Here is a 26,679-nt window from a genome sequence, read left to right as displayed (position 1 = left end):
TGCAGATTGCTGTCCACATTACGTTAGGCGTCTAAACGGAGGCAAACGATGACACGAGTTCGCGTTAACGGCTTCACCATTTCGCTCGACGGATACGGAGCAGGCCCGAGTCAGGACATCAACAATCCGCTCGGCGTTGGTGGGACGGAACTGCACCAGTGGCTAGTCCCAACACGCACGTTCCAGCGGGCCCTGTTCGGCAAGGACGGCGGAACGACCGGGGTTGACGATGATTTCGCCGCCCGTGGCTTTCAGAATGTTGGGGCCTGGATTCTTGGGAGGAATATGTTCGGACCCATTCGTGGGGACTGGCCGGACACAAACTGGAAAGGCTGGTGGGGAGACAATCCACCGTATCATGTTCCGGTCTTCATCTTGACCCATCATGCTCGTCCGTCCATCGAGATGGAAGGCGGCACGACGTTCCACTTCATAACAGCAGGCATTCGCGAGGCGCTCGACCGTGCACGCGAGGCCGCTGCCGGAATGGACGTGCGGATCGGCGGTGGTCCGGACACGATCAAGCAGTACCTTCGTGAGCGCCTCATTGATGAACTGCACATTGCTGTCGCGCCGGTCCTGCTCGGCCGGGGAGAATCGCTGTTCGACGGGGTCGACTTGCGGGCTCTGGGATACGAATGCGTTGAATCCGTAGCGTCGGAGAAGGCCACGCATGTGGTCCTACGGCGCCAAGGGCACACCGACGCCTAACCCCTCGCTGAAGGCCGACGTCTCACATTGAAAGCACGACGAGGACGGCGCACGTCCCGCCAGCAGAGGTGCGCCGCGCGCTCGATCAGAGGCCGCTTACAGTCTTGACCGTCACCCACTGGCCGTTCTTGACCTGATAGACAGTGGAGGAGCCGTTCTTAAGCGAGCCGTTCGGATTGAATTCGATATGGCCGGTGATGCCGTCAAAACTGATGCTTTGCAGCTTCGGGCGATAGTCGTCGGGCTTCGTCGAATTGGCTGCTTGCATCGCCTTGATGGCGGTCCATGCCGCGTCATAGCCGAACGGCGCGTATGACAGAACGTCCGCGCCATATTTCTGCTTGAAACGTTCGGCGAACTTCGCACCGACCGGCGTGCTGTCGAGCGGACGGCCGTATTCCCATGCCATCGCGCCCTCGGACACGTCGCCCGCGAGCTTGATGAAGTCGACGTCCTTGACGCCGCCGCCGCCCACGTATTGCGCTTTGAGGCCGAGCTGGCTCATCTGCTTCATGATGCCGGCCGCCTGCGGATTGAGGGCACCCACGAAAATGAGATCGGGGTTCTTGCCCTTGAGATTCGTGAGTTGCGTCTTGAAGTCCGATGCCTGATTAGTCGTGTATTCGCGATCGATGATGTCACCGCCGTGCGCTTTGACCGCCTTCACGAACTCGTCGGCTTCGCCTTGGCCGAACGCAGTCCGGTCGTCGATGACGGCGATGCGCTTGGCCTTCGTCGTCGTGACCGCATAGGCGCCCGCGGTGCCCGCGTTTTGCGCGTCGCTCGAGATCACCATGAAGATGTTCTTGAAGCCGCGGCCGCTGATGGTCGGATTGGTGGCGGCCGGATCGATGTCGGGCAGCCCTGCCTTCTCGTAGAGATCCGACGCGGGGATGGTCGTGCCAGAATTAAAGTGGCCGACGACGACCGACACGCCTTCGTCGACGAGTTTTTGCGCGACTTGCACGCCGACGCGCGGGTCAGCCTGGTCATCTTCGGCGACGAGTTCGAACGAGACGGGCTGTCCGTTGATTTTGACGCCTTGCGCCTTCGCGTCGTCGAGCGCCATCTTTACGCCGTTTTCCAGGTCTTTTCCGTAACTGGCGTTAGGTCCGGTGAGCGGCGCGGCAAAACCTATCTTGACCACCGTATCCGCGCGAGCGGCGAGCGGTGCGATAGCGAGAAGTGCACCAACTGCAATAGGACTTAGAGTTTTCGCAAAACGCATGTTGGTTTCCTTTGTCGGCAAGCGTGAGTTCACTACTATGGCGCGCGTGCCGGCCTTGCTCGCCCTGCGCGCTTCGGACGGCGGCCGGTGCAGCTCTGGGTTCGTATCGACTGCTTCAGGTTCCTCCTGAACGGGCTCGACATCGATAGCAGATCGCCGAAAGCCACTATAGGGAGCCGAAATTGCTCCGTCTTGTCGTTTCCCGACGAATCCCATGCGCATTTCGGCACAAAAGGGTCGATGGAGGCAATCAGGACAAATACGGCCGTCTGGGCGCGACACGCCAGTCAACGCGCGCGTCGTGACAATTAAAGGATTCATGATTTCTGCCGATAGGCAGAGTCAGGTCTATTGCGTTCAATCTCCCTATCCGTCGTCATGGCCAACTATCCGCGTTCTGGGTCTCACACGGGGTTCCCGGTTCGGTCCGCGGCTCGCTGGCTGCTATCCGGCCTGACCGGTTTGCTGCTGCTGTGTGGTTGCCACACGCAAGACGCCTCTGACGCCAGTGCGGCCCCGGCGCATCGAACCAGCATTACGGCATTGATATGGGCGCCGGACTGGCCCGAACAGATGCTTCAGATCGCTGCCGAGTTCAGCAAGCGCAATCCCGATGTGCACGTGGACGTTCAGTTCATGATCGGCAATTCGGTCGAAGAAAACATCAAACCCCGCGTCGCCGCCGGCACGCTGCCCGATCTGGTCAGCGTTAACCCCAACGCCTATTCGGCCGAGCTGGCCGATCAGGGCGTCCTCGCCGACGTCAGCCGGACATCGGCGTGGAGCAATATGCTCGCACCGCTCAAGCGGGACTGGACCAGCCGTGGCGGCAAAGGGTTCGGTATTTCGGGCGGGGTCGCGACAACCATGATCTATTACAACCGGGACATGTTCGCCAAGGCGGGGATCGACAAGCTGCCGACGAATTTCGACGAGTTCCTGCGCGTTTGCGCGCAGCTCAAGCGCGCGGGGTTCACGCCGATCATGTTGAACGGCGCTTTTCCGAACATGCTCGGAAATGGGCCGTTCGCTTCGGGCTTCGCCAACGGTGTGGTGGCGCACGAGCCGGACTGGAAAAGCAAACTGGCCGTCGGCACGCTGGATCTCGATACGCCCGAGGTCGCCGATATCTTCGCCAGGATCGCGCTGCTGCCTGAACGCGGCTACGTCCAGGCGGCGTTCATGACGACCGGCTACGACGACGGCATGCGTCTTTTCAAGGATGGCAAGGCGGCGATGGCTTTTCAAGGCAGCTGGTCGGCCGGTCTTCTGCTGCATGGCAATCGCTTTGCGGTCGGTGTGTTCATTCCGCCATGGAATGCGCGCGGCGAGCCGGTGGTGCCCGTGCTCGGCAGCGAGACGGGCTTTGCCGTATGCGAGACGCCCAACAAGGCGGCAGCGATGCGCTTTCTGGAATTCATCGCCGGTCAAGGCTTTCCAATTCTGCAGCGAAAGCGCCACAACATCTCCCCGTTTCGGAGCAATGCGGGAATGGCCGTCAGCGACCCGGAAATCGTCGGCTACACGAACGCAGTCAGCCGCTATTCGATAACCGCGAGCCCGTACTATTCGACGCTGCCCTCGAACACGCTCGAGTCGCTGCATGGCTTGATGCAGGACGTGCTGTTGAAAAAAATGACCGCCAGGGAGGCAGCGAAGCGCCTCGATAAATCGATCAAGAATGAAGCGAAGATGCACTACAAATGAACTCGATCCCGGCGTTGCTACGACGCGCTTCCGACTACTTGTCACAGGACTTGCTTCGCCGTATCGAGATCCGGTATCGGCTGATTGCCGCTTTCATTCTGCTCGCACTGCTGCCGATCTTCATTTCGGGTTGCATTTCTTATGTGAAGTCGATCGCGGCGATCAAGGAAAACGCGCAGATATTCTCGAAGGAAGTGGTCAAGCAGGTATCGAGAAACATCGAGCTACGCATGCAGCAGATCGAGACGGAAAGCAATCTGCTGGTGCTCTCCAACCGGGTTCAAGCCGCGCTGGCGAAGGCAGCGAGCGGCAACGCCAAGGAGCAAAGCGAGGCGCGCCAGGACATGGCGCGGCTACTCCTCGAGCATTATGGTTCGGTTGATTTCATTAACCAGAAATATCTGATCGACAGGAACAACCGGATCCTGGACACGCAGGCGTTCGCGCAATTGACCGGCGGCGTGACGAGCTTCGTCAAGCGGGCTCAGGGCGCGCATCAACGCGCTTACTGGGGTAGTTACGAGGACGGCGCCGGGCAACAGAACATCGGGATGGTGCGCGCCATCATCGACAAGAGCAGCAACGAGCAACTCGGTAACCTGGTTCTGATCGTTCGCCCAGAGTATTTCTCGACGATATTCACCGACGCGGCCACGGGCAGCGGCACGCAAATCTACATTCTCGATGCGAGCGGCGGCAGGGTGATCATCCGGGCCGACGACGCATCGGCCAGCGCCGACGCGACGCCCGAACCCGGCCTCATCGACAACATCGCGCACAACGCGGCATCGGACGAGGCGCGAAGCTTCGTCGCGTTCGTCGGGAAGCGGGGAGAACGTTACCTGGCCGCGTACGCGAGAATCCCCGGCACGACGTGGTTCGTGGTCAGCACCATTGCAGAAAGAAAACTGACGGTCGAGGCGCAAGCGGTACGAAACCAGATCGTGCTGGTCGGCATCTCGGGGTTCCTGCTGTCGATCTTCGTCGCCTACTTCATATCGCACAGCATTACTGCGCCGCTCAGGGAACTGGTGCGCAAGGTGCACGATACCGGCGACGATGCCGGCGCCCACCTGGAAGACGGGCAAGCGCAAGCAGCAGGCGGCGCCCAGGACGAATTGGGCCGGCTCGCGCAGCGCTTCGAAATCATGCGCGGCGCGATCGGGCAGAAGATTCAGAAGATCAATGAGATCAACGCTTCGCTGGAACAGACCGTCATCGAACGAACGGCGGAACTCGTCGCGCGGGAGCGCGAGTCGCGCACGCTGATCGAGAACTCGCCCGATACCATTGCCCGCTACGATCGCGAGTCTCGCCGCATTTACGCCAATCCCGCGTTCTGTGCCGCGGCGGGGTGCAGTGTCGCCGAAGCGCTCGGCAAGCGGCCCTCGGAGCTTCCGGGCGGCCCCAACGCGCTCGTCTACGAAAAGATCATCGGCGAAGTCATTGCCGGCGGGAAAAGCGCGCAATTCGAGCTGAAATGGGCCGGCAAGGACGGACAGCAACAATGCACGCACATCCGCATTACGCCGGAGGTCGATCGTTGCGGCAACGTGAGCTCCGTGTTGGCCGTCGGTCGCGATCTGTCCGACCGCATGGCGTTCGAGGCAACTATCTGGAAACAGGCCAATTTCGACGCACTGACCGGGCTTCCGAATCGCCAGATGTTCCATGAGCGTCTCGCTCGTGAAGCGAGGCAGTCGAGCCGCTGCAAGCAGCGCATGGCGTTGATGCTGATCGACCTCGACCGCTTCAAGGAGGTCAACGACTCCCTGGGTCACGACATGGGGGATATTTTGCTGATCGAGGCCGGCAAGCGGATCGGTTCGTGCGTGCGCCAATCGGATACGGTCGCCCGTCTTGGCGGCGATGAGTTCACGGTCATTTTTCCCAATCTGGACGACACCGCAACCATCGAACGGATCGCGAGGACCATCAACGGCAAACTGGCCGAGCCGTTCAAGCTGGGTGCGGACGAGGCTTTCATATCCGCCAGCGTCGGCGTCACAGTCTACCCGGACGACGCTAGCGATCTCGACGTGCTGTTCAAGAACGTCGATCAGGCGATGTATACGGCCAAGAACGCCGGGCGCGATGGCTTCAGCTACTTCACGCCCGATATGCAGGTGCAGGCCGAAAGGCGGCTGCGGCTGACCAACGATTTACGCATCGCGTTGCCCGGCAAGCAGTTTCAGCTCTGTTACCAGCCCATTGTCGACCTCGCGACGGGGCAGGTCTGCAAAGCCGAGGCGCTGATCCGCTGGCTGCATCCGGAGCGCGGCACGATCAGCCCGCTCGATTTCATTTCTCTCGCCGAAGACACGGGTCTCATCGTGCCTATCGGCGATTGGGTGTTCCGGCAAGCCGTGCAGCAAGCCCGGCAATGGCGCGAGCGTTTCCATCCGTCTTTCCAGATCAGCGTCAACATGTCTCCGGTCCAGGTTCGTCAAGACAGTCTGCTGTGCGCGCGGTGGTCCGACTACCTCGCACGCGAAGGAATGCCGGGTCAGAGCGTGGCGGTGGAAATCACGGAGGGGCTGCTATTGCAGGCCGAATCGAAGATCGACGAGAAGCTGCTGACCTTCCGCCGCTCGGGCATTGCGATCTCGATCGACGACTTCGGGACCGGTTACTCGTCGCTCGCCTACCTGAAGCGCTTCGATATCGATTACCTGAAGATCGATCGTTCATTCGTCCACAACCTGAGCTTTGACGAAGACAACCAGGCGCTTTGCGAGGCGATGGTCGTGCTCGCGCACAAACTGGGACTCCAGGTCATTGCCGAAGGGGTGGAGACCGCCGAGCAACGGGATTTTCTCAAGGCCGTGGGTTGCGATTATGCTCAGGGCTTTCTTTATTCGACGCCGCTTGCGCCGGATGACTTCGAACTGCTGGTGTGGCCGCTGATCGTGGAGGGAGCCGCTAATGCTCAAGCGTGAGGGCAGGGCTCGCCTATGGGTTCAGTTGCCATCGCAGGAGGGGATGCGTGGCACCAGCCGGTATGATCCACGCGTCGGTCGGGCTGAAGTCCCATGATGCGTCGAAGCTGGCAGGGTTGCCCATCTGCGCAGTCGTCAGGCCATTTGACGGGGGCAGTTGTGGCATATCGCCGGTGTCCACCGTCCGCGTCGTCGTTTGCTTGTCCCAATACACGTTCGGCGCAATCGTTCCGCCGCCGTTGTACGCCGCGATCCCGCCGTAAGTGCCGTAGTCGGGACCTCGAAACGACGGTCCTTGAACCAGGCCGGATTCGAATGACTGCTCGATCCGGCCGCCATTGACGTACACCAATCCACCAGCCGCAAACGGCCCGTAGACCGTACCGGCCGAGTACGACTGCGATATGGTGCCCCCGTTGATGCCAACGAGGCCACCACCGATGCCGTGCTCGTTGGGACTGACGCTCCCGGTGGCAAAGGACTGGCTGATGGTGCCGTTGTTAGTGCCGACGAGCCCGCCGAGCACGCCGCCGGTACCCACCGCCGCGCTGCTCCACGACCTTTCGATCAGACCGTCATTCGCCCCACGAGTCCGCCGACCGTCGCTCCCTCGAACGAGCTGGAGTTTCGTCCGCCAGTGGTGTAAGCGTAGACAATCAGGCCCTCGTTTGCCCCGGCGCGTATCAACAAGAGTAGCAGTTGATGTCGCGGCGGCGCGACCGCAAATCTCAATCTTTCGCACCCCTCCAATACCTGCAGCGGGTATGGCTGGCGAGCAACATCTCGTCGTGGCCATTAGCGTGGAACTTTAGACCGAAAGTGCTGATACGCGATGCGGCACAGCGGTGTTCGCCGGCTGTAAGCGTCTGCGACAATGCCTGTGACCGCGAGCGCACCGGCATGCCATCAATGACCGCCATCTGTGATTCAGCGACCACCCCACCGTACCAAGGCACGATTGACTGCGGACGGTACCGGCAGCCAATCACAGGAGTCGTCATGAAAAATAGCTGGCTGAGGTCGCAGCGTCGATGGCATGACTCGCGGGCAGTGGCGCGCTTCGCACTGCCTGCCGCCGCGCTCGTCATGTATTGCTTCACGCCATTGCGCGCGCATGCGCAAGCAGCGGGCGCGTTGCCGGGCGGTGGGCATTTCGTTGCCGGGAACGGCTCCATCGTCGCGAGCGGATCGACGCTGACGATCAACCAGTCGTCGGGGCGCGGCGTTATCAACTGGGACCGCTTTTCGATCGGCAGTAGCAATCGGGTCGTGTTCGCCAACGGCGGTGGCGCGACGCTGAACCGCGTCACCGGTGGCGTGCCGTCAGCCATTGCCGGTACGCTCACGGCAAGCGGGACGGTCTATCTGATCAACCCGCAAGGCATCGTGATAGGCCCCAGGGGCGTCGTTACCACCACGGGGCGCTTCGTCGCATCGACACTCGATGCCGATCCCGCCACGTTCATGAATGGCCAGCCGCTCGTGCTCGCGGGCAATTCGGATTCACGCGTCGTCAATCTCGGCAACATTGCGTCGACGGGCGGCGACGTGTTTCTGATTGCCCGCAACAGCGTCGTCAATGACGGCACGATCAGCGCGCCCGCCGGCACAGCCGAGCTGGCCGTGGGCAAGCAGGTATTGCTGCAGGATTCCGCGTCGGGCAAACAGGTATTCGTTCAGGCCGGAGCAGGGGGCGCTGTGACCAATCGTGGCGTGATTCAGGCAGCGCAGATCAGCCTGCAAGCCGTGGATGGCAACATCTATGCGCTCGCGGGCAACCACGACGCGATTCGCGCGACGGGCACGGCCACGCGCGACGGGCATGTGTGGCTCGTCGCCGACACAGGAAGTGTCGCGCAACGCGGCGCCATTGCCGCAAGCAATGCGGACGGCAGCGGCGCAACCGTGGAGACGCAAGCGGCGCAACTGAGCTTCGGCAAGCATGCAGTGGTTCGGGCGGCTCAGTGGAATCTGTCGACGCCCAAGTTCACGATCGATGGCGCCGCCGCGCGCGCATTGCGGCGCAGCCTGAATGCAGGCACGTCCGTGAACGTGCGGACGACGGGCGCTAACGGCAACACCGGCGACCTCGACGTCGCTTCGCCGATCAACTGGCAAGGCGGCGCATCGCTGACGCTCGCGGCGTTCCGCACGCTGACGGTGGGCCAGCATGTCACGCTCGCGAATCACGGCAGTGGCAACCTGACGTTGCGCGCGGATGCGTCGAGCGTCGACAACTCGGGCTCGATCACCAACGAGGGTGTGATCGACTGGTCGCACGGATCGGGCATCGTCAACGTGCTTTACGACATGAACGGCACCTATAGCGCCGGGACGATGCTGGTCAATCCATCATGGACGCCCGCGCCGGCGAGCGGCCAGCTCACGCAGATCACCGCGTACAGGCTCGTCAACAACGTGGCCGATCTGGAGAGTGTCCGCCAGGATCTCGGCGGCAATTACGCGCTTGGCACGGACATCGACGCCACTGGCCACGCACTGACGCCGATAGGCAACCATACGACGCCGTTCACGGGCCAGTTCGACGGCATGTGGCATACCGTGTCGAACGCCACGATCAATATCGACGATTTCAGCACGGATTACTCATCGGGACTCTTCGGCGTGGTCGGACATGGCGGTGTGCTGCGCGATGTCGGTGTCGACAACGCTTCGGTCTCGACGAGCTTGCAGGGCAGCGGCATTCTGGCTGGCGTCAATCAAGGCGTGATCGCGTACGCGCACACGACGGGTCTTGCCGGCGAACAGACCCAGGAGGGCACCACGTTCGGCGGACTTGTGGGCAGAAACGACGGGACCATCGAGCGCTCATCGAGCAGCGCGACGATTTCGGGCTCCGACGCGAACGGCGGTCTTGTCGGTCGCAACGTCGGCTCGATTTCGCAATCGTATGCGACGGGTGCCGTCGATCCGGTGTACTCGACGGGGTACGGCGGGGGCCTTATCGGCGTCAATGAGGGTATGGTCAGCCAGTCCTTTGCGACGGGGCCTGTGCAAACCCAATTGATGCCAACGCATGGCGTCATCGGCTTCGGCTCAGGCACGCTCGCGTCGGACGTGTACTGGAACACGCAGACGACCGGGCAGGCGATCAGCGGCGGAAATCTGCCGCTGGCGAACGGCCTGACCACCGCGCAGATGAGCGACCCTGCGAGCTTTGCCGGTTACGACTTCGGGCCGAACGGCGCATGGATTATGCCGGCGGGCGCGACGCATCCGGTGTTGAGGGGGCCTGCCGGTCAATAGTCTGCGACGGCCCGTGGCCACGTCGCAACCGAATAAAGAAGGCGCGATATGCGGAGATCAGACTCATCCGCAACCGCACCGTCACGCAGACGGCGCGCTGCGTTGGGCGGTATCGATTGCCTGATGATCGCGTCGTGCGCGGCGGCAGTGACGCTATCCGCGCCCGCCGGAGCCCAGGCATGGCGCGATGTCGCGCCGCAACCCGCGCCGCGGTCGCCGCCAGGCGCGCAGCCGAAGCCGCCCGCGCAGACGCAGGCCGACGCGACACGGATAGCGGTCGAGCGGCTCACCGGGCTGGTCTTCGAACCCAGTGGCGCGTCCACAGCGGTCTCGCCGGACGAGCAGCAACGCATCGTTGCGCAAGGGCTGCCCGTTCTCGATGCGAGCTTCCTGGGGATTTTCGCGGCGGACCTGGACAAGCCGCTGACCTTCGGACGGCTTGCCGAGATACGCCGCGCCGTCGTCGAGCGATATAGGGCGGCGGGAAAACCGCTCGTCGACGTGTATGTGCCGGAACAGGATGTCAGTTCGGGGGTTGTGCATATCGTCGTCGCGGAATTCAGGCTGGGCCGCGTTCGCACGAGCGGCAACCGTTATTTTTCCAGCGGACTGCTGGAGCGTGAGATGCCGCTCGAGCCAGGCGGACCGATCCCGCAATCGGCGGTTTCGTTGGGGCTCGCCGTGCTCAACGCGAATCCTTATCGAGCGGTCGATGCCGTCTTTGCCCCCGGCGAAGCAGCGAACACGACGGATGTCGTGTTGCAAACGGAGGACCGGCTGCCATTTCGCGCTACCGTGGGCTTCGACAATGCGGGCGTGCCGGACCTTGGGCGGGAACGATTTTTTGCGGGGCTTGGTTACGGCAACCTGTTCGGTCTCGATCAGCAAGTCGCCTATCAATTCACCGCCAGCAACGATTTTTTCAGCGGCAATCCGGATTCCGAAGGCCGCCCGAACCGTGCACGCTTCATCGCGCATGCGCTCAGCTACACGGCGCCGTTGCCCTGGCTCGACAGTATCGAGTTGTTTGGCGTCTATGCGCAGAGCACGCCGCGGCTGCCCGATACGTACGGGCAGACGGGCATTTCGGCGCAGATGAGTTTCCGCTACGACTGGCGTCTGCCGGCCATCAACGACACGACGCAGATGGTCCAGTTCGGATACGACTTCAAGCGAAGCAACAACGATCTGGAATTCGGCGGCTTTCAGGTATTCAATTCCAACACTCACATTCACCAGTTTCTGCTGGTCTACGACATCAGCAAGCCCATCGAGGCCGGCACGGCCCACGCATCGGCGACACTCGTCGCGAGTCCGGGCGGTCTGGACGGCAACAACGACGACGCCGCTTTCAATGCGGCGCGACAGGGCGCGACGGCTCGCTACGTGTACATGCAACTGACTGCGTCGCGCGCCTTCGCGCTCGGCAGCGGCTTCACGTTGGCGGCCAACGGCACGTTCCAGTGGACCCCGAACACATTGCTGCCGAGTGAGGAGATCGGCCTGGGCGGAGAATCCAGCGTGCGAGGCTACGACCCTTACGTCGTGCTGGGCGACCGAGGCTGGAACGTGCAGACCGAGCTACGCACGCCGGCGATTGCATTTGGCGCGAGCAATGCGCTCGTGCAACCCTTCGTTTTCTTCGATGCCGGACGTGTGTGGACTCGTATCGACCAGCCAGCGGAGAACAACCCGGGCCTGCTCGCTGCCATCGGTGCGGGCGTGCGCTTCAAATGGTCGCGTTTCGTCGATTTCCGTTGCTCGTATGCGGCGCCTTTGCGCGCCGCGACGCCGAACGGCTCGAAGGCGCCGATGGTGCTTGTGTACGTGTCGATCGGGACCTGAACCGTCGATGGTCGAGCGCACGGGGCCGTCGTCGTTCGTCCATGTGCTCAATGTAGAAGCCCTGGGTGCAGTTCAATCAACTCCATTGCACTGGCAGCCGTCACGTCGCTGCCGCTCCCTGATGTATTTCGCCGCCCCGCATCAAACGTTGCGCGATATCGGCCGTCTGCAGCGTCGCGCGTTCAGTCGGTGAATGGGCCGCGAGATAGCGGACGGCCGCAATCAGAATATGCCGGCCCTCGTCCGTATTGCCCCACACAGTAAACTGCCGGACGCCGGCCTCCAGCATCTGATAGGCATGGAACCCCGCATCTTCGCGCAGCACCGCCCGCGCAAGCGTGGCGATCAACGCCTGTGGCGGATAGCCGAGCGTGAGATGGCGCGCTACCAGCCTTGCCGCAAGATCGACCTGTCGCTGCCGGTCAAAGGCGTCGAGTAACGCGGTGTGGATCGACTTCTCATCGGTAGGGAGGTCGTCTAGCTGATCGTTGCCTTCGCCCGGGATGCAAGCCGGTGGCATATTCAGATAGCGAGCAAGGTAGAGCGCCATGGCGCCGTGCAAGATGCCGCGCGCGGTCGCGACGTTACCGTCGATGCCTTCGGTCCCGATCCGCCTGAACATCTGGTGGACCGCGTTGGCATGGGTGAAGACGTGGTGCGCCGTTTCCCAGTCGGCGTGCTCGTTAGCATTGCCGAACCGGGCCACGCGCAGCGCCGCGCCATAAGCAAGTGACTGTCCCAGGTCTGCAGGAGTGGCGCCGGCATGGATCGCTCCCTTCAACGCATCAATGATCTTCGCCGGGTCGTCGTCGAGCAGTTCCCGGGCGAGCGCTGCGTGGTTGGACCAGCTTTGCAAGGTGTGACTGTCAGCCAGAAGTTGCGCCATCTGGCCGGCTGATTCCTCACACAGCTCGACGAGATCAACGGGCTGGCGCCAGGCGGTCGACTCCTCGGCGCCACGGGCGCCGACCATCTGGGCGACGATCGTGGGCAGTAAAGCTGATGCGTGCTCCCAACCGATCCGGTCGAGGCACTCAAACGCCTTGTTGATGAAGTCGAGCGAATGACCCGTGTCGGCGAACGCCCGTTCTGTGCCGGCCGAAAGCAGGGCATCGGCGAGCACAGCGGGTGAAGCACCAGCGGCAATCGTCGTCAACAAAGTGCGCTCGGCCGCCTCGCGGTGCCGTACGGTCGTCCAAAGGCGTAGCCACCGCCGGAGCACGGCTGGCTCCGGCCGGCTGCCAAGCGGTGCACGTTCGCGCCGGGGCGCCTCGCCCTCGCAGTCCGCTGCCACACGGCGTGCGCCGTGGAACAGGGCGAGATAGACGTCGTCCGCGGGCAGCACAGGCAACAGGTTGGCGAGCGCCGTGAGTGTCGTGAGACCGACGCCCCAGCCGTCACGGTTTTGCACTCCGAACAGCGCCACCTGCCGAACGATATCGGTCACTGGTACGCCTGCCGTGAACTGACCATGCACGGCTTTCGCGATGACGAGTTCGAGGTCGTGTGCGAGACCGTCCGCAAGACGCTGACGCCAGTGCGCCGCGGGATCGGCGTGACCGAACTTGGTCGCCACCCAGACGTCGCCATTGCGCACCTCGACCGCGCAGCTCGGTACATCGTCCGCCCAGAGGTCGAAGGTGCAGCCGCTTTGCAGATCGAAGCGGGCATGGTGCCAGTGACAGGTCAGGATGCCATCCTCGACAGTGCCGCGCTCGAGCGGAAAGCCCATGTGCGGGCAACGATTGTCGAGCGCGAAGATGCGCCCGCGATCGTGGATGACGAGGATTGGACCATGGCCACCCTGCACAACGAGCCGCTCCTTCGCCCTCAGCTCTTCGAGGCTCCCCACGAGCACGAATTCGTTATTCGGCACATCCATGCGCGTCTCCCGCATTCGTCCCATCACGGGCGTGGCAGATACGCCCGCCCGCTAGAAACACCAGCATACTCCCGTGCAAGACACGAAGGCGCCGGTGGGGCGGCGATGCGCGCGTCGTTTCTTCGGCTTCGGTATTCGGCGGTTGTCCGTTGGTGGTCAGTCGCTGCACGTTGTCTCCGCCGTTGCCGTGTCGTGCGCGTCGAAATTCGCTGGCGCTTGCCCATTCACATTTTTCTCTGCCTATACTCACAGTCACCTGAACGGCTCACGCCCAGGTCCCACGCTGCACACCGACAAAAAGCCACGACGTCAGTCGAAAATTGGCACGCGAATCACATTCCGGAACCGCAGTTCTTACATATCAGGTGGGACCTCTTATGCTAAATCGTGCTTTTGGTGCTGCAATTTCATCGTTGCTCGTGGCAGGCGCAGCAGTTGCACCGGTCATCGCGCATGCCGACGACGGCTTCGCGCAGGACGACGGCGCGTCGCATGGCCGTCCGGTCAAGGTGATGATCATTTCGATGTTCGGTCCGGAAGGCCAGGTGTGGCTCGATCATCTCGGACCGTGGCAGGACATCTCGGTCGCGGGTCTGTCCCCTGACTACCCCGCCGTACACTGCAATCGCCAGGAGGTCTGCGTGATGACGACGGGCATGGGGCACGCGAATGCCGCCGCGTCGATCATGGCGCTGACGTTCTCGCCGCGTTTCGACTTGCGTCATACGTACTTCATGGTGGCGGGCATCGCTGGTATTGATCCGCTTCAGGGGACCGTCGGTTCGGCTGCATGGGCGAACTGGCTCGTCGACTTCGGGATTCAATGGGAGATCGACGGACGCGAAATTCCACCGGGCTGGAATACCGGCTATCTCGGCATCAACACGACGGGCCCGACGCAAAAGCCGCCGCTCGACTATCGCACCGAAGTATTCCAGCTCAATCCCGCGCTTTCGAACGCGGCATTCGCGCTGTCGCGCAACGTGACGCTCACCGACGACGCACAGGCGCAGGCTGCCCGTGCCAAATACAGCTATGCGCCCGCGAACCGTCCGCCGACCGTGATCCAGTGCGACACGCTGGCGGGTGATACCTGGTGGTCGGGCACCGAGCTCGGCGAGCGCGCGCGGCAATGGACGAAGATCCTGACCGACGGCAAGGGCACCTATTGCACGACGCAGCAGGAAGACAACGCCACCTTCGAGGCGCTGACGCGCGCGGCGAGCGCGCATCGCGTTGACCTGAAACGTGTAGCGGTGCTGCGCGCTGGCTCGGACTTCGACCGGCCGTATGCGGGCCAGTCGAGCGCGGACAATCTGCTCAACTACGCGTCGCAGGGCGGCTTCACCATCGCGATCAACAATCTGTTCCTCACAGGCAATCCGCTCGTGCAGGACATCGTCACGCATTGGGGCGAGTGGCGCGACCGCGTACCGCAGCGGTAGCGCGTTTTCGCCAGTCATGCAATGCGCAGTGTTGTGTCGATGCGCGTGCCGCGCTTGATGAAGAGCGTGACCGGCGTCTTTTCGCAGATTTCGGCAAGGCGCGCGCGTTGCGCCTCTTCAAGCGGTCCGTCGACGGCAACGCCGCGGCGGATGTACTGGGTCCCGTCGTGATCGGCATGCAGGCTGACCTCAACGGCGATCGTGGCGGCCGGCCACGTCTTGCGCTGCATGTACATGCGGAGTGTGGCGGCCGTGCACGCGGCAAGCCCGGACAGCACCAGAGCGAATGGCGCGGGACCGCGATCCTGGCCGCCTTCGTGCGGGCCTTCGTCGCCGGTCAGCGCGTGGTGGCCAGCCTCGATGGCGACGACGTAGTTGGGCGCGTCGGCGGCAAGGCGGGAAGTAGCGGAGGCGAGCGGCACAAGTTACTCCTCGGAGTGGTGCGATCTTGCGCGCGAAATCAGCGCGAAACGCCCATCAAGATCCGGCAGTTGAAGTTCTTGAACAATATCATCGAACAAGTCCACGCGCGATCAAGCTGCGTACTCCTGGCTGCTCGGGTTCAAGTATCTCGGGTGCGCGCAAGCCGGTGCCAATGGCATCTATCGGCGGTTCGATATTCACGCCCGGCGTATCGTTTTATACGGCATCGTGTTAGTCAGTATCACTGATGTAATGCTTATGGCGATCTTCGCGATACTCTCAGAGTGGCCGATTGTTCTCTTCTTTCTTGTGCAGCGGGACAATACACAACGTGCACATGCTTGCTCTGTGCGTTAGCCCACATGTGAACGCTTCGCTGTGAATAGGTTGCCGCACGTGTTGCGACACATCTACGCCGAACGTTTCAGAAGTGTTTTTGCGCACTCGTGCATCGAGATGTTCTGGCTTATTTCCGTTCAAGATCGATTTCATCCGGTTTTTTCGACCCGTAGAAATGGCGTCGAAGCGATGCGATGTTTTCGCCGTACGCATCATCATTGATACGTGGCTGGTGCGCTGTATCACCTTTGAAACACTCGGATCTCTATTTCAATTGCATAAGCAGGCCATTGCTGTGCATCGGTCTGCGTCGAGCGAGCCCTTCGTGCCAACTGGCTATTCGCGTCCCTGACGTTGATTTCACGTTCTTCGAACCGTTCATCGATGAAACGAATATAGCGGCGGATGCCACGGCCACGCGGACAACGCAGCGTCTTTTGCGCCCCCGTTGACAAGCCAGTATCTTCTCAGCGATACCCGCCGACGCGGCGGCCCGCCGAGTCGTTACGATTTGGGCTCGTTCTGCCGTGTCCTGAATGTCGGCGTCGATCCGACAGGAATCGTGCTGAAGAAAGCGATGCCGCAATACACGTTCAGCGATACAGAATGCGCAGGGCTTTGGAGCTTGGTCACCGCCCGGTAGGGCTTCGCCCGCTGGACATGTGAAGTTTTCTCGCATGGCTCATTGAACTGGATGACGCGTACACTCGAACAAACGCGCCAGATCTTCAGCGCTTCGGGTCAGTGTTTCAAATGCCCTCGCGCCAAGGACTATATTCAAACTTTGCCTTCCGGCTGATCGCCCGCTACGGGCGTCGACGGATCATTCCGTCGACTACTTGCGTCAGGACAGATCCAAGGGTGTGTGTCATGAGATGTCCCATTCGTGCATGGTTGGTGCGGCGGGCTACGCAGGTGACGGCGGTCTCGCGGTTCAGGCGATGCTGTCGGGTCCAAGGGGGCTCGCGTTCGGGCGTGACGGAGCGCTGTATGTCGCCGATGGTTTCAGGATCCGCAAGATCACCGGACTCCCAGGTCGTCACCGCTGGGATTGCCGGGACAAACGGCGCTACGGCCTTGACGGCAACGATGGTGACGAAGATTGAGGTCAGAGTTGCAGAGCAAAACAACGGGCATCGCTTGGCCCGGAGAAACCGAAGCTTCCAGGAGCCTGTCCGACTACAAACGTCTGTTGTTCCGGCTCAGATACATCTTCGGATACCGCACGATCGCGTTTCAGGCCGCTATGACCGCGCCGAGCTACGAGCTCGCGAGCCCGATCCTATATAGCGTTTCGAAGAAGCTGCGTGTGAAGCACCTGATCGGCATGTATGCGGACGGGCGGCCGAAGCTCTCCGTTGCGATGACCATGCTCAAGATCCATCCATGGATCTTCTATTGCTTCGTGAGACGCTTCAATCATCACTGATCCTGCGAAATGCGCCATCTGGCACATAACGCAGAGCGTGTTGGAAGTATCCGTTTAACCCTCTGAAAGGCACGGCGTTTGCGTACCCCAACGGGCCGCGCCTACTGACGACGAAATCTGGTGACCCTGTGCGTATGACATATATGATGGACTTATGCTTATGCCGCGCTTGTCCTGAACTTTCATCGAAGTATTGAAAACGGTCTAACCATGGCGAATCCACTCCGACAGAACATCGTCGCGCTGACCATCCTGCAGGCGGCTAACATGCTGCTGCCGCTTGCAACCGTTCCCTACCTGTTGCGCGTGCTGCGCCCGGAACACTTTGGCGCATACATCTTCGCACAAGCCATCATTGGCTACCTCGTACTGCTGACCGACTACGGTTTCAACTGGTCATCGACTGCCCACGTCGCACGGGTCCAGAATGACCGGTACGCGGTGTCGAAGATCTTCTGGGCGACGCAAGGCGCCAAGGCGCTGATCGCGGTGGTCTGCCTCGCGATGCTGCTGTTAGCGGCGTTGTTCGTGGCAAGACTGCGCGAATTGCTGCCGGTTCTGCTGGCGACCTATCCGGTCGTGATCGGAACGGTGCTGTTTCCGCAGTGGCTGTTCCAGGGCCTGGAGCAGATGACGCTGACTACCGTTTCGATGCTGAGCGCGCGGCTGCTGCTGCTTCCGCTCACGTTCGTCCTGGTGCACTCGCCGGCCGACACGTGGATCGCCTCGCTGATCAGCTCGATGAGCGTGGTTGCTGCCGGACTCGTCGCCTCGTTCCTGATCGTAAAAGACCGGATGATTGTCGCGATGGTGCCGGGCAAGGCGGAGATCCTGGAGACGCTTCGTGACGGCTGGCACACGTTCATTTCCACCGCAGCGATCAGTTTGTACACCACCACCAATAGCGTGGTGCTCGGATTTATTGCGGGGGATGCCGCTGTTGGCTTCTTTGGCGTCGCCGACAAGATCCGCAACGTCGCCCAGGCGCCGCTCGGACCGGTCGCCAACGCGGTGTACCCGCGCGTGACGGCGCTCTTTTCCGAAGACTCCGCCAAGGCGTTTGCGCTGGTGCGCAAGATGTTTTACCTGGCGGGCTCGTCCATGTTGCTGGCTTCGGTCGCGCTGTGGGGCGGCGCCGAGTTGATCGTTCGTATCGCGATGGGCTCCGGGTACGAACCGGCCGTGATCGTCCTGAAGTGGATGGCGCCGATGCCACTGCTCATCGGGCTGAGCGGTGTATTCGGCGTTCAGCTGATGCTGCCGCTCGGCATGAAGAAGAAGGTCAGCGAGATCCTGATCGTCGCCGGCCTGTTCAATCTTGCCATCCTCGTGCCGCTTGTATGGTTTTACGGCGCTCAGGGCGCGGCAATGTCAGCGCTGGCCACCGAGTTTCTCGTCACGGCCTCGATGGCGCTTTACCTGATCAAATGCAAGGTTCCGGCTTTCCAAACGAGGGTGCGCACAGATGAAATATGACTTCCTTATCGTAGGCGCCGGCTTTGCGGGCGCGGTCTGTGCCGAACGCCTCGCGGCAAGCGGAAAACGCGTGCTCGTCGTCGACAAACGGAATCATATAGGCGGCAACGCCTACGACCGGCACGATGAGAACGGCGTGCTGATCCATCCGTACGGTCCGCATATCTTTCATACCAACAGCAAGCGGATATTCGAATACCTGTCGGGTTTTACCGATTGGCGCTTCTACGAGCATCGCGTAAAGGCTTGTATAGACGGGGATCTCTATCCAATACCGATCAATCGCACGACGATCAACACGTTATACGGCCTCGGTCTGAACGAGCAGGCCACCGTGGCGTTTCTCGAGTCGGTACGTGAACCGCGAGAAACCATCTCCACCAGTGAGGACGCCGTGCTCGGTAGCGTTGGCCGCGATCTATGCGACAAGTTTTTCCGTGGCTACACGCGCAAGCAATGGGGACTCGATCTGTCTGAACTGTCCGCGGGTGTCGCTGCGAGAATCCCGACACGTTCGAACGACGACGACCGGTACTTCACCGATACGTATCAATTCATGCCGGCGCAAGGCTACACCGCGATGTTCGAAAGGATGCTTGGCAGTCCGGACATCGAGGTACGTCTGTCGACCGACTATAACGAGGTGAAAGCGAGTATCGAATGCGGACACCTTGTGTACACAGGACGGATTGACGCGTATTTCGGCTATCGCTTCGGCAAGCTGCCGTACCGCAGCCTGGATTTTCAGCACCAGCATCTGAGCGACGTGGAGCGCTTTCAGACGACAGGTACCGTCAACTATCCGAACGATCACGAATACACGAGGATTACGGAGTTCAAGCACCTCACCGGGCAGCAGCATCCGGGCACCTCGATCGTCAGGGAGTATCCGCGAGCCGAAGGTGAGCCGTACTACCCGATTCCACGCAAGGAAAACGAGGCATTGTTCCTGCGCTACAACGCGCTTGCGGAGACAGTTGCCGATATTACTTTTGTGGGCAGGCTCGCGCAGTATCGCTACTACAACATGGACCAGGTCGTTGGTGCGGCGCTTAAAGCTGCGGAAGGGCTCATCCAGGGCGCAGCAATCAGCGAGTGCTAGCGGGCAACCTGAGAGCTTTCCAGGGACTGACTGGAAGATTCGGAGCATCGCATAGGGAGAGTTCGGAAGATGGAAAAGTAGCTGGTCGTTCTGAGGTGTGGAGACCGCTCCTTGCATCCGCAATGGTTCAGCGGCGGAAAGACCCCGCGCTTTGACCTGATACTGAGTTACTACGGGAAAGACAAAAATTTTGCGGACGACTTTGCTAAAACCATACATCGATTCAAGGGATCAAAGTGGGAAGGTCTTCACGACTTCACGACTTCATGTTGCGAAACGCCGAATTGGTTTTGCAATACCGCTACATCTGGCTCCCGGACGACGATATCCTGACCGATGTTCAAACGCTCATCGAGTTCTTCGACTATATAGAACGGGAGAATTTCGCACTCGCGCAACCGTCTCTCGACCAGAGAAGCTACTTCAGTCACGCAACGACGTTGCAGAACAGGGCGTTCGAGTTTCGTGAAACCAATTTCGTGGAAGTGATGGTGCCATGTTTCTCGTCGAATGCCTTGCATGCGATATAGGACAGCTTTGGATGGACCAGCACAGGCTGGGGTCTGGATTACCTGTGGCCCAAACAGGTCGCCCCGCTAGGGAAGGTTGGCATTGTCGACTGTTTCGCCGTGTTGCATGCACGGCCGGTCGCCTCAGCGGACCACAGCATGGCGTGGTCGGAATTGCATCAGACGCTCGCGCAATACGGAATGCGCGCGTCGATCAAGGTTCTGCGGGGCAGAACACGCTACGTAGGCAAAACCGTGTATCCGCTCTACGCCGGCGTCGCGACACGCAACGACGCGCGTGAAGTGGCGCAGACGATCCGGCGCGATCTGCTGCGCCCGGGCGGCCTCGCGACGACGCGGACCAACACCGGCCAGCAGTGGGACGAACCGAACGGCTGGGCGCCGCTGCAATACCTCGCGGTGATCGGGCTGCGCCGCTATAGCGAGCCGGAACTCGCGCGCGATATCGCGACGCGCTGGATCCGCACCGACGTCGCGTACTACCAGCGCACCGGCAAGCTCGTTGGACCTCAAAGCACAATAGATGAATGCCCGCAGGGCTCCGTCCAGCAAGGGCTTCAGCCGAATGGAAGCGAAGGCTCGACCGCTGGTGTGCTACGCGTGCCGATGCAGTTCTATCCGGACGCGATGAGTTCGACGAAGCTCGATTGCCGCGAATAGATTTGCTGAATATAGCTAGTACGCCACAGGATAGATGAACCATGTCAACGAAAGCGCAAAGCGCGATAAGCAACACGCCACGAATCTATACATGCGCCCGTTTTTCGAGTTCACAGCAGGCAGACGGTAGCTCGATCGCGCGGCAGGATGCCTACGCGGAAGCGTGGGCCAAGCAGCACGGCCTGATACTCGATCGCTCTTTACGGATGGAGGACCGCGGCAAGTCCGCTCACAAGGGCGAGCACGTAAAGAAAGGCGGCGCGCTCGGCGCGTTCATCGAGCGTATCAAGGCCGGTGACGTCGTACCTGGCGATACGCTGATCGTCGAAAACCTTGACCGCCTGAGCCGCCAGAGTGGAATCGGATAGTACGACTCGCCTTCGGCTCGCGGATACTCCCTGACGATCGAGGTTCCCTGATGCTGCTGCCCGGTGAGGTACTTGAACTCCGTAATCCTCGTGTATTCGTGATCGTTCGGATAGTTGACGGCACCAGAGTCACCGCCATGAACAAGCGCAGTGCGCACTCGATTCGATAGATAGCAGCGCGCTCTGCGTTATGTGCCAGATGGCGCATTTCGCAGGGTCAGCGGCTATTGAGGCTTCTCACGAAGCAATAGAAGATCCGGGGATGGATCTTGCGCATCGTCATGGCGACGGAGAGCGTCGGCCGCTCGTCGCATCGCGCTTGCCAGTCACGACATACCACGCTCGGCGACCGTTTTTCCACAGCGCGCGCACTCGCCGATAGATCGCGCGGCTCACACGCTTCGACGCTTCAAGCGTCCCCTTGGTGGCCTGCGGCGGGTGATCTTCGAGCCAGCGCAGCCGTGCTTCGATATCGCGTTCACGGTCCGCGTAGAGTGCAATCGGGAAGGGATGGCCAAGCCTCGCGTCGTAAAGCGCGCGAGCGGCATCGACGATGTCGCGGTTCTCCTCGCGCTGGGAGAAGTACGCGATGTGCACGAATGGCACGCTGCGCGCACAGACGATTCGCAACCGGTTCCGCGCACAGTAGACATGCATCATGTGCTCGTCATCGAGCCCACCGTCGTCGATCATGTCCCATAACCGCTTGCGAAAAAGAATGCAGCCGATCGAATAGCGCGATTCTGACGGCACTTCGCAAGGTTCGAGGTCCCGCGTGGCAGCGATGAAAGCATCAGGCTGAAGCGTGGTCCGTTCATGCAGCCAGCGCGCGATGTGCGGATAGCCCCATATCGTGCCATTGGTGCCGATCTCGATCTGCTCCGCAGGGATGATTCGCATAGGAAAGCGCTTGTCCCCGTCGGCTCCGACGAAATGGGGATGCGCCTGGCTCGTGAAGTACTCGCGCTCCAGGTTCATCACACGCATCACCTCAGGGAAGCCCCAGTTGTTGTTGTTGATCAGCGGGGTGACGTAGGCAAGCTCGTTCGCGCTTTCATTTTCCGCCGCGTCGTACGTGGCGAGCATCTTGTCGAGCCACTCGCCGGCGATCGGGAACGCGTCGTCGTCCACCTTGCAGATCAAGTCGATTTCGGCGAGCGCCGGTTGCGAGAGTAGTTTTTTGATCGTGCGATAGGGTGGCCCAGGCGGAATGTCGTCGACGACCCGAACGATGCCCGGAAAAAGTCTTGCGTAGCGCCGCGCGACGGCAAGCGTGCGTTCCGCGTCATAGCCGCCCCGGCAGTTCTGAAGCAGGATGAACTCGACGCCTGTTGGCCGGTACGCCATGTGACTGGCGAGGGTGAGTTCGAGCGCTGCGTAGTCGCGACAGAGCAGGACCAGAATGGCGACTCGCCTCGATGCCACGTTAGAACCGGATGCAGTCATGCTACTCCTTCGTAGGTAGCGACGAGCACATTGCCCAAGGAACATACATGCGAATATCGGAAGGCACCGAACCTGGCATCACGTGCATCACGAATATGCCAACACCAACGGTGCCGATGCTAATAACCGCGCCTCCGGTCGCAGCACCGATCGCGACTACTCAAGAGACAGGACGGAACACACCGGTTCATCATAGTACAAGCGAAGATGAAGTGAAGCCGTATTCCATAGCGCGTCGCTGTTCTAAGCCAATCAACTGCGGGGAGGACGTTTTATGAATTATCGGACATTTCAGTGCGCTAAAATCCGCCAAACCATCATGGGCGGATGGCAGCAAACGCCGACTGCCGCCCGGAAAGCGTCGCCATGTGCCACCTCAACCGTTCCCGACCGCCTCCTACCCGTGATGCTACCCACGCTTCGGGCCGGCGACCCCTCCTGCAATCCGGATAGCAGACGCAACCCGATGTCAAAGGGCAAAAATCGATCTTCTCTACCCCAGACGATCAGTGTCGGCGCCTTGATCTCCGACAATCGCAGTTGGTAGTCTGTGAACTGCCTGGGGTTTGCTGCCATACTCGCCACCCAGTTTTCGACGTGGTGCTTGTTGGCTTGCAAGTTATTGACACGCTGTTGCAGCAGGTCATCGGTCAGTGCCGAAGGATCATAAACAAACACATTCATCATGCGTTTGACGTTTTCCAGCGTGGGCTCTCGATAAACGAAATTCAGTAGCTTGATCCCTTCTGTCGGCTGGGGAACGAACGTGCTGGTCCCACCGGTATCGGTTGGAGAAATTATCTTTTCAATCTGATTTTTAAGGAATGCAGTCAAATCTGCGACGCTATTATTCGTACATCGAAATATTTCTACCATTTTCATGGCAGCCACAAAGTGAGCTAAGACGATAGGCTCGTCGAACTCGATGTCAGGGCACTGTGAATAAAGGACCCGAGCGCGAAGGAACGCGCTGCTATCAACTATTAAAAAAGATTCGCGATGTCGTGAAGCGCTCGCGGCAATGCCTGCGTCGACGACATCGAATTGCGATGTGTCCGCAGGACGCGCGCAGCGGCGCGATACTGCGAATCACTGCGCGCAATAAGGGCAGAGTGGTTACTCTTGCGAAAAAGGTACCATATTAGTCAGAGGCCATAGGCATGAACCACGTGGTCGCTACCAGCGACGAAGACTTGCCCGTTCACGACCATCGGCGACGCGAAGTTACCCTCGCCGGTTTGAACTGGCGTGTATTGGCGGTGGAAAAGTATGGTCCCGTCCGCTGCATCCAATGCGTAAAAGTCGTTGCCCAAACCGTCTGCGTAATACACCACACCATTTGCGGCGACGGGCGGGATAGCCGGGTTGAACGAGGATCTGTTCAAGCCGACTTGCGCCTGCCACACGGGTTTGGGGTTCACAGTACAGTTGCTGTCGATCGACAGTGCAATGACCCCGTGTTGGTATAAGTTGTTGCTCCCCGAACCGCCAGGGGACACGACGTAAAGCCGATTTAGCACCGGGTCGAATACAGGAAGGCCTATGTTGCTGCCCTCGACTGAACTGAGGGAAATCGTCAACTTTTCAATGGGGCCCTGCTGCTGAATAGTGGCTCGGTTATAAATGAAGAGGTTGCCGGACTTGTTGTAGGCCGCGAGCATCGTCGGGCAGGTGGGACGCTGGAAGAGCAATGCTGTAGCGCCGAAGTCGGAGTCCGTGCTGGGCGGAGAAAGCGGCGAGTTCGACGCGGCTACCGCCAGGGTCGGCGTGAGCTTCACGACGTGCTCCGCGAACGCGGCATTTTCCGGATTGGCGAATGCGTTGCCCGTGAGTGCATAGACGACCGTCCCATCAGGCGGAATCGATACGCCTCCCGCACCCCATATACCGCCCCCGTCTGGCCCGCTTGCGCCGTCTGGGTACCAGCGTTGCAGAATCGCAGCTGGGTTGGTGGTGGACGCGCGGACGACCTGTCCATGGTACGGCTCCGTATCGCAGGGGTCGCCGGCTGTCGCCACGTATATCGACGAACTATCGGGACTGAGCGTCAAGCCGCCATAGACCATCGTTCTTGGAGAAGCGTTGGCTGCGTCTAGAAGTGGCAGGTTGAAGCCCGGGAGATCCACGCCGGTCTGGAGGTTGTACGCATGCAGGTAGCCTCGCCCGCTCGCAACGAAAATCCGGTTGTTGGCATGGTCGATGACGGGCGTGCCCTGCACCCCGATCTTGCCTTGGAACAGCCCGGTGCAGTTCGACGTCAAGATAGCTTGAGGGATAGGGGCGCTTTGCCAAATGACCTTCCCTGTCGCGGCATTCAGTGCCCATGTAGTGTTCCCCTCTGTCGCAACATAGACGATATCGGTTGGCATCCCGTTGATTATCACCCCGGTAGCCAGTACCGGCTGAGTCAGGATGGCACCGTCCAGGACAGGTGACGTCCAGTGCTCTTTCAACGTCGTCACGTTGGTCTGGGTGAGCACCGTCTCGACTGAGTTATACCCAGTCCGCTGCCTGTTCATGCCATACGTCGGCCAGTCGGTCGTCGTAAAGGTTGGCGCGGCGACGGCCCCTGGTGTCCGGCTCAATGTAGCTTTAGTCGCTGCTTCGGGAGCTTGGTACGGCGTATCCACCGCCGGCCCGGTATCGTCGCGGAATTTATTCGGATTGATCTTGTCTCCGCCGTTCTGTTTGTCTACGTCCGATCCATCGAGGGCGAAGGCTGGCGGCACTTTCGGTCCGACGCCAGACGGGTGCGTGCCATGAGGGAATGGGTTCAGTGCGTTTGACGACGCCTGAGCGGCTGTTGCAAGACCCGGCGCAGATGCCGCAGCCGGTGCCGCGTTCGAACTTTGCGCTTGTGCGCCCGAGGCCGCCATGCCGGCGAGGATCAAAGCTGCAACGAGCCGAGAAGCGTCGATAACGTTGTGTGCGTTATTCATGTAGCCACCTCTTGGAAATATTACTATTAGCATAACGTGAGGTTACTCCTAGGCCATCAAAAATCAAGCGCAAGAAATGTCCGCTAGGGACTACGATCTGGCGGACAAAGAACTGTCCCTATTGAGTAATGCAAGGCTCACACACCGTTCGGCTGCTTCATCCGAATGCGCGATTTCGCTGGAAGCAGATCGGCACACCCGGCGACCCCGTCCAGAGCGCTAGTCGCTAGCGCTTTTAAAGAAATGGGGCAATAAACACCCGCTTCGGCGGCGACGCGAGCGAAAAGTCCGCGGGCGGCGGCGAGTATCCGTTACAGGACGGTTTCGGCTGGACCAATGGCGTGCTGCGCGTGCTGATGCAGCTCTATCCGGATGCGGTGAGTTCGACGAAGCGGGCCGATCTGCCGGGCGGTGCGGTCGGGGTATCGGATGCGGCGGCATCGACGGCGGCCGCGCCGCAGACGTCGCACAGTACGTCGCGCGCGGGCCATTAGTTATGGAGGAGGTATTAGCGATACCAGGATGACGGGTTGACTGCCTGATGGCACCGCACGCCGTTACGATGCTTTCGATAGCTCGACCGGCTTCTAGTCAACCTGGAAACTCCCAAAGATGAATCGCAAGCTCGACGTCCCATCGGCGGAACCGCTGCCGCCGCAAGCGCAGGCCACGACGGCCGACGAAGCCACCGCGCACTGGCAGCGCAATCTTGGCGTATGCGTGTTCGGCTCGTTCACGACCATCGTCGCGATGACGCTGCTGCTGCCGTTCCTGCCGCTCTACGTCGAGCAGCTCGGCGTCAAGGATCACGCGGCAATCGTGCAGTGGTCCGGCGCCGCGTTCGGCGCGACCTTCTTCAGTGCCGCGCTCGTCGCGCCGCTGTGGGGCAAGCTCGCCGACCTCTACGGCCGCAAGCTGATGCTGATCCGCTCGAGCCTCGGCA

20 protein-coding genes and 3 pseudogenes are annotated in these 26,679 nt (G+C 60.8%); 15 read left to right on the top strand and 8 right to left on the bottom strand.

Annotated features, from left to right (window positions below; genetic code table 11):
- Positions 1 to 48: 48 nt before the first annotated feature.
- Positions 49 to 711, top strand: coding sequence for a dihydrofolate reductase family protein (locus F6X42_RS07150; RefSeq protein WP_187633522.1), 663 nt, complete (start codon positions 49 to 51; stop codon positions 709 to 711).
- An 85-nt stretch (positions 712 to 796) separates the two neighbouring features.
- Here the strand turns inward: F6X42_RS07150 and F6X42_RS07145 are convergent, their stop codons facing one another.
- Entirely contained in the window at positions 797 to 1,939 is a 1,143-nt protein-coding gene (locus F6X42_RS07145) for a branched-chain amino acid ABC transporter substrate-binding protein (RefSeq protein ID WP_187633521.1), read from the bottom strand.
- A gap of 378 nt (positions 1,940 to 2,317) precedes the next feature.
- Between F6X42_RS07145 and F6X42_RS07140 the strand changes: the two genes are divergently transcribed.
- Both F6X42_RS07140 and F6X42_RS07135 read left to right on the top strand, forming a co-directional pair.
- Positions 2,318 to 3,646 (top strand): ABC transporter substrate-binding protein, encoded by a 1,329-nt coding sequence (locus tag F6X42_RS07140; protein ID WP_187633520.1) that lies wholly within the window; start codon positions 2,318 to 2,320, stop codon positions 3,644 to 3,646.
- Positions 3,643 to 6,585: a bifunctional diguanylate cyclase/phosphodiesterase gene (locus tag F6X42_RS07135; protein ID WP_187633519.1), complete on the top strand. Its 2,943-nt coding sequence runs from the start codon at positions 3,643 to 3,645 to the stop codon at positions 6,583 to 6,585. The genes F6X42_RS07140 and F6X42_RS07135 overlap by 4 nt, the downstream gene beginning before the upstream one ends.
- 13 nt (positions 6,586 to 6,598) lie before the next feature.
- On the opposite strand, the gene F6X42_RS07130 is transcribed toward F6X42_RS07135, so the two are convergent.
- Positions 6,599 to 7,126 carry a hypothetical protein gene (locus tag F6X42_RS07130; RefSeq protein WP_187633518.1) on the bottom strand — a complete coding sequence of 176 codons (528 nt, stop codon included), beginning with the start codon at positions 7,124 to 7,126 and terminating at the stop codon, positions 6,599 to 6,601.
- 458 nt (positions 7,127 to 7,584) lie between these two features.
- On the opposite strand from F6X42_RS07130, the gene F6X42_RS07125 reads away from it, so the two are divergent.
- Positions 7,585 to 9,852, top strand: a complete 2,268-nt coding sequence (locus tag F6X42_RS07125; RefSeq protein WP_187633517.1) for a two-partner secretion domain-containing protein — start codon at positions 7,585 to 7,587, stop codon at positions 9,850 to 9,852.
- Between the two features lie 123 nt (positions 9,853 to 9,975).
- Positions 9,976 to 11,697 carry a ShlB/FhaC/HecB family hemolysin secretion/activation protein gene (locus tag F6X42_RS07120; RefSeq protein ID WP_187633516.1) on the top strand — a complete coding sequence of 574 codons (1,722 nt, stop codon included), beginning with the start codon at positions 9,976 to 9,978 and terminating at the stop codon, positions 11,695 to 11,697.
- Positions 11,698 to 11,797: 100 nt separating this feature from the next.
- On the opposite strand, the gene F6X42_RS07115 is transcribed toward F6X42_RS07120, so the two are convergent.
- Complete coding sequence (locus F6X42_RS07115; protein WP_187633515.1) at positions 11,798 to 13,579, bottom strand: Rieske (2Fe-2S) protein; 1,782 nt, start codon at positions 13,577 to 13,579, stop codon at positions 11,798 to 11,800.
- Positions 13,580 to 13,956: 377 nt separating this feature from the next.
- Between F6X42_RS07115 and F6X42_RS07110 the strand changes: the two genes are divergently transcribed.
- Positions 13,957 to 15,024, top strand: coding sequence for a purine-nucleoside phosphorylase (locus F6X42_RS07110; RefSeq protein WP_187633514.1), 1,068 nt, complete (start codon positions 13,957 to 13,959; stop codon positions 15,022 to 15,024).
- Between the two features lie 14 nt (positions 15,025 to 15,038).
- On the opposite strand, the gene F6X42_RS07105 is transcribed toward F6X42_RS07110, so the two are convergent.
- Entirely contained in the window at positions 15,039 to 15,446 is a 408-nt protein-coding gene (locus F6X42_RS07105; protein WP_187633513.1) for an OsmC family protein, read from the bottom strand.
- Positions 15,447 to 16,661: 1,215 nt separating this feature from the next.
- Here F6X42_RS07105 and F6X42_RS07100 point away from each other — a divergent pair.
- The 7 genes from F6X42_RS07100 (at position 16,662) to F6X42_RS07070 (ending at position 21,351) form a co-directional block, all read left to right on the top strand.
- Positions 16,662 to 16,892, top strand: coding sequence for an NHL domain-containing protein (locus F6X42_RS07100; protein WP_246530000.1), 231 nt, complete (start codon positions 16,662 to 16,664; stop codon positions 16,890 to 16,892).
- Positions 16,893 to 16,900: 8 nt separating this feature from the next.
- Entirely contained in the window at positions 16,901 to 17,215 is a 315-nt protein-coding gene (locus F6X42_RS07095; protein WP_246529999.1) for a hypothetical protein, read from the top strand.
- Positions 17,216 to 17,425: 210 nt separating this feature from the next.
- Positions 17,426 to 18,691 (top strand): flippase, encoded by a 1,266-nt coding sequence (locus tag F6X42_RS07090; protein WP_187633512.1) that lies wholly within the window; start codon positions 17,426 to 17,428, stop codon positions 18,689 to 18,691.
- On the top strand, positions 18,681 to 19,793 hold the full coding sequence (gene glf, locus F6X42_RS07085; protein ID WP_187633511.1) for a UDP-galactopyranose mutase: 1,113 nt from the start codon (positions 18,681 to 18,683) through the stop codon (positions 19,791 to 19,793). Before F6X42_RS07090 ends, glf begins: the two co-directional genes overlap by 11 nt.
- A 266-nt stretch (positions 19,794 to 20,059) precedes the next feature.
- A complete protein-coding gene (locus F6X42_RS07080) occupies positions 20,060 to 20,323 on the top strand; it encodes a DUF707 domain-containing protein (RefSeq protein ID WP_187633775.1) in 264 nt (87 codons plus the stop codon).
- Positions 20,324 to 20,461: 138 nt separating this feature from the next.
- The gene (locus F6X42_RS07075; RefSeq protein WP_187633750.1) at positions 20,462 to 20,983 is read left to right on the top strand and encodes a trehalase family glycosidase; all 522 of its coding nucleotides are present in this window, start codon (positions 20,462 to 20,464) and stop codon (positions 20,981 to 20,983) included.
- A 41-nt stretch (positions 20,984 to 21,024) separates the two neighbouring features.
- Positions 21,025 to 21,351 carry a recombinase family protein gene (locus tag F6X42_RS07070; RefSeq protein WP_187633510.1) on the top strand — a complete coding sequence of 109 codons (327 nt, stop codon included), beginning with the start codon at positions 21,025 to 21,027 and terminating at the stop codon, positions 21,349 to 21,351.
- Here F6X42_RS07070 and F6X42_RS07065 read toward each other — a convergent pair.
- The 4 genes and pseudogenes from F6X42_RS07065 to F6X42_RS07050 form a co-directional block, all read right to left on the bottom strand.
- Positions 21,339 to 21,479: pseudogene (locus F6X42_RS07065) on the bottom strand (UDP-galactopyranose mutase); the annotation flags it as partial. The gene F6X42_RS07070 and the pseudogene F6X42_RS07065 sit on opposite strands and share 13 nt — an antisense overlap.
- 151 nt (positions 21,480 to 21,630) lie before the next feature.
- A complete protein-coding gene (locus F6X42_RS07060) occupies positions 21,631 to 22,797 on the bottom strand; it encodes a hypothetical protein (protein ID WP_187633509.1) in 1,167 nt (388 codons plus the stop codon).
- A 441-nt stretch (positions 22,798 to 23,238) separates the two neighbouring features.
- Positions 23,239 to 23,580 (bottom strand): annotated as a pseudogene (locus tag F6X42_RS07055) (alpha/beta fold hydrolase); the annotation flags it as partial.
- Positions 23,581 to 23,942: 362 nt separating this feature from the next.
- Positions 23,943 to 25,736, bottom strand: coding sequence for an outer membrane protein assembly factor BamB family protein (locus F6X42_RS07050; RefSeq protein ID WP_187633508.1), 1,794 nt, complete (start codon positions 25,734 to 25,736; stop codon positions 23,943 to 23,945).
- Between the two features lie 269 nt (positions 25,737 to 26,005).
- Here F6X42_RS07050 and F6X42_RS07045 point away from each other — a divergent pair.
- Positions 26,006 to 26,230: pseudogene (locus tag F6X42_RS07045) on the top strand (trehalase family glycosidase); the annotation flags it as partial.
- Positions 26,231 to 26,348: 118 nt separating this feature from the next.
- A partial coding sequence (locus tag F6X42_RS07040) for an MFS transporter (protein ID WP_376776332.1) occupies positions 26,349 to 26,679 on the top strand: 331 nt, incomplete at its 3' end.

It is taken from the genome of Paraburkholderia podalyriae (assembly GCF_014397785.1).
In the GTDB taxonomy this organism is placed as follows: Bacteria; Pseudomonadota; Gammaproteobacteria; order Burkholderiales; family Burkholderiaceae; genus Paraburkholderia; species Paraburkholderia podalyriae.
The sequence above is the reverse complement of the archived record's forward strand: the minus strand, read 5'-3'. Positions and strand labels throughout refer to the sequence as shown.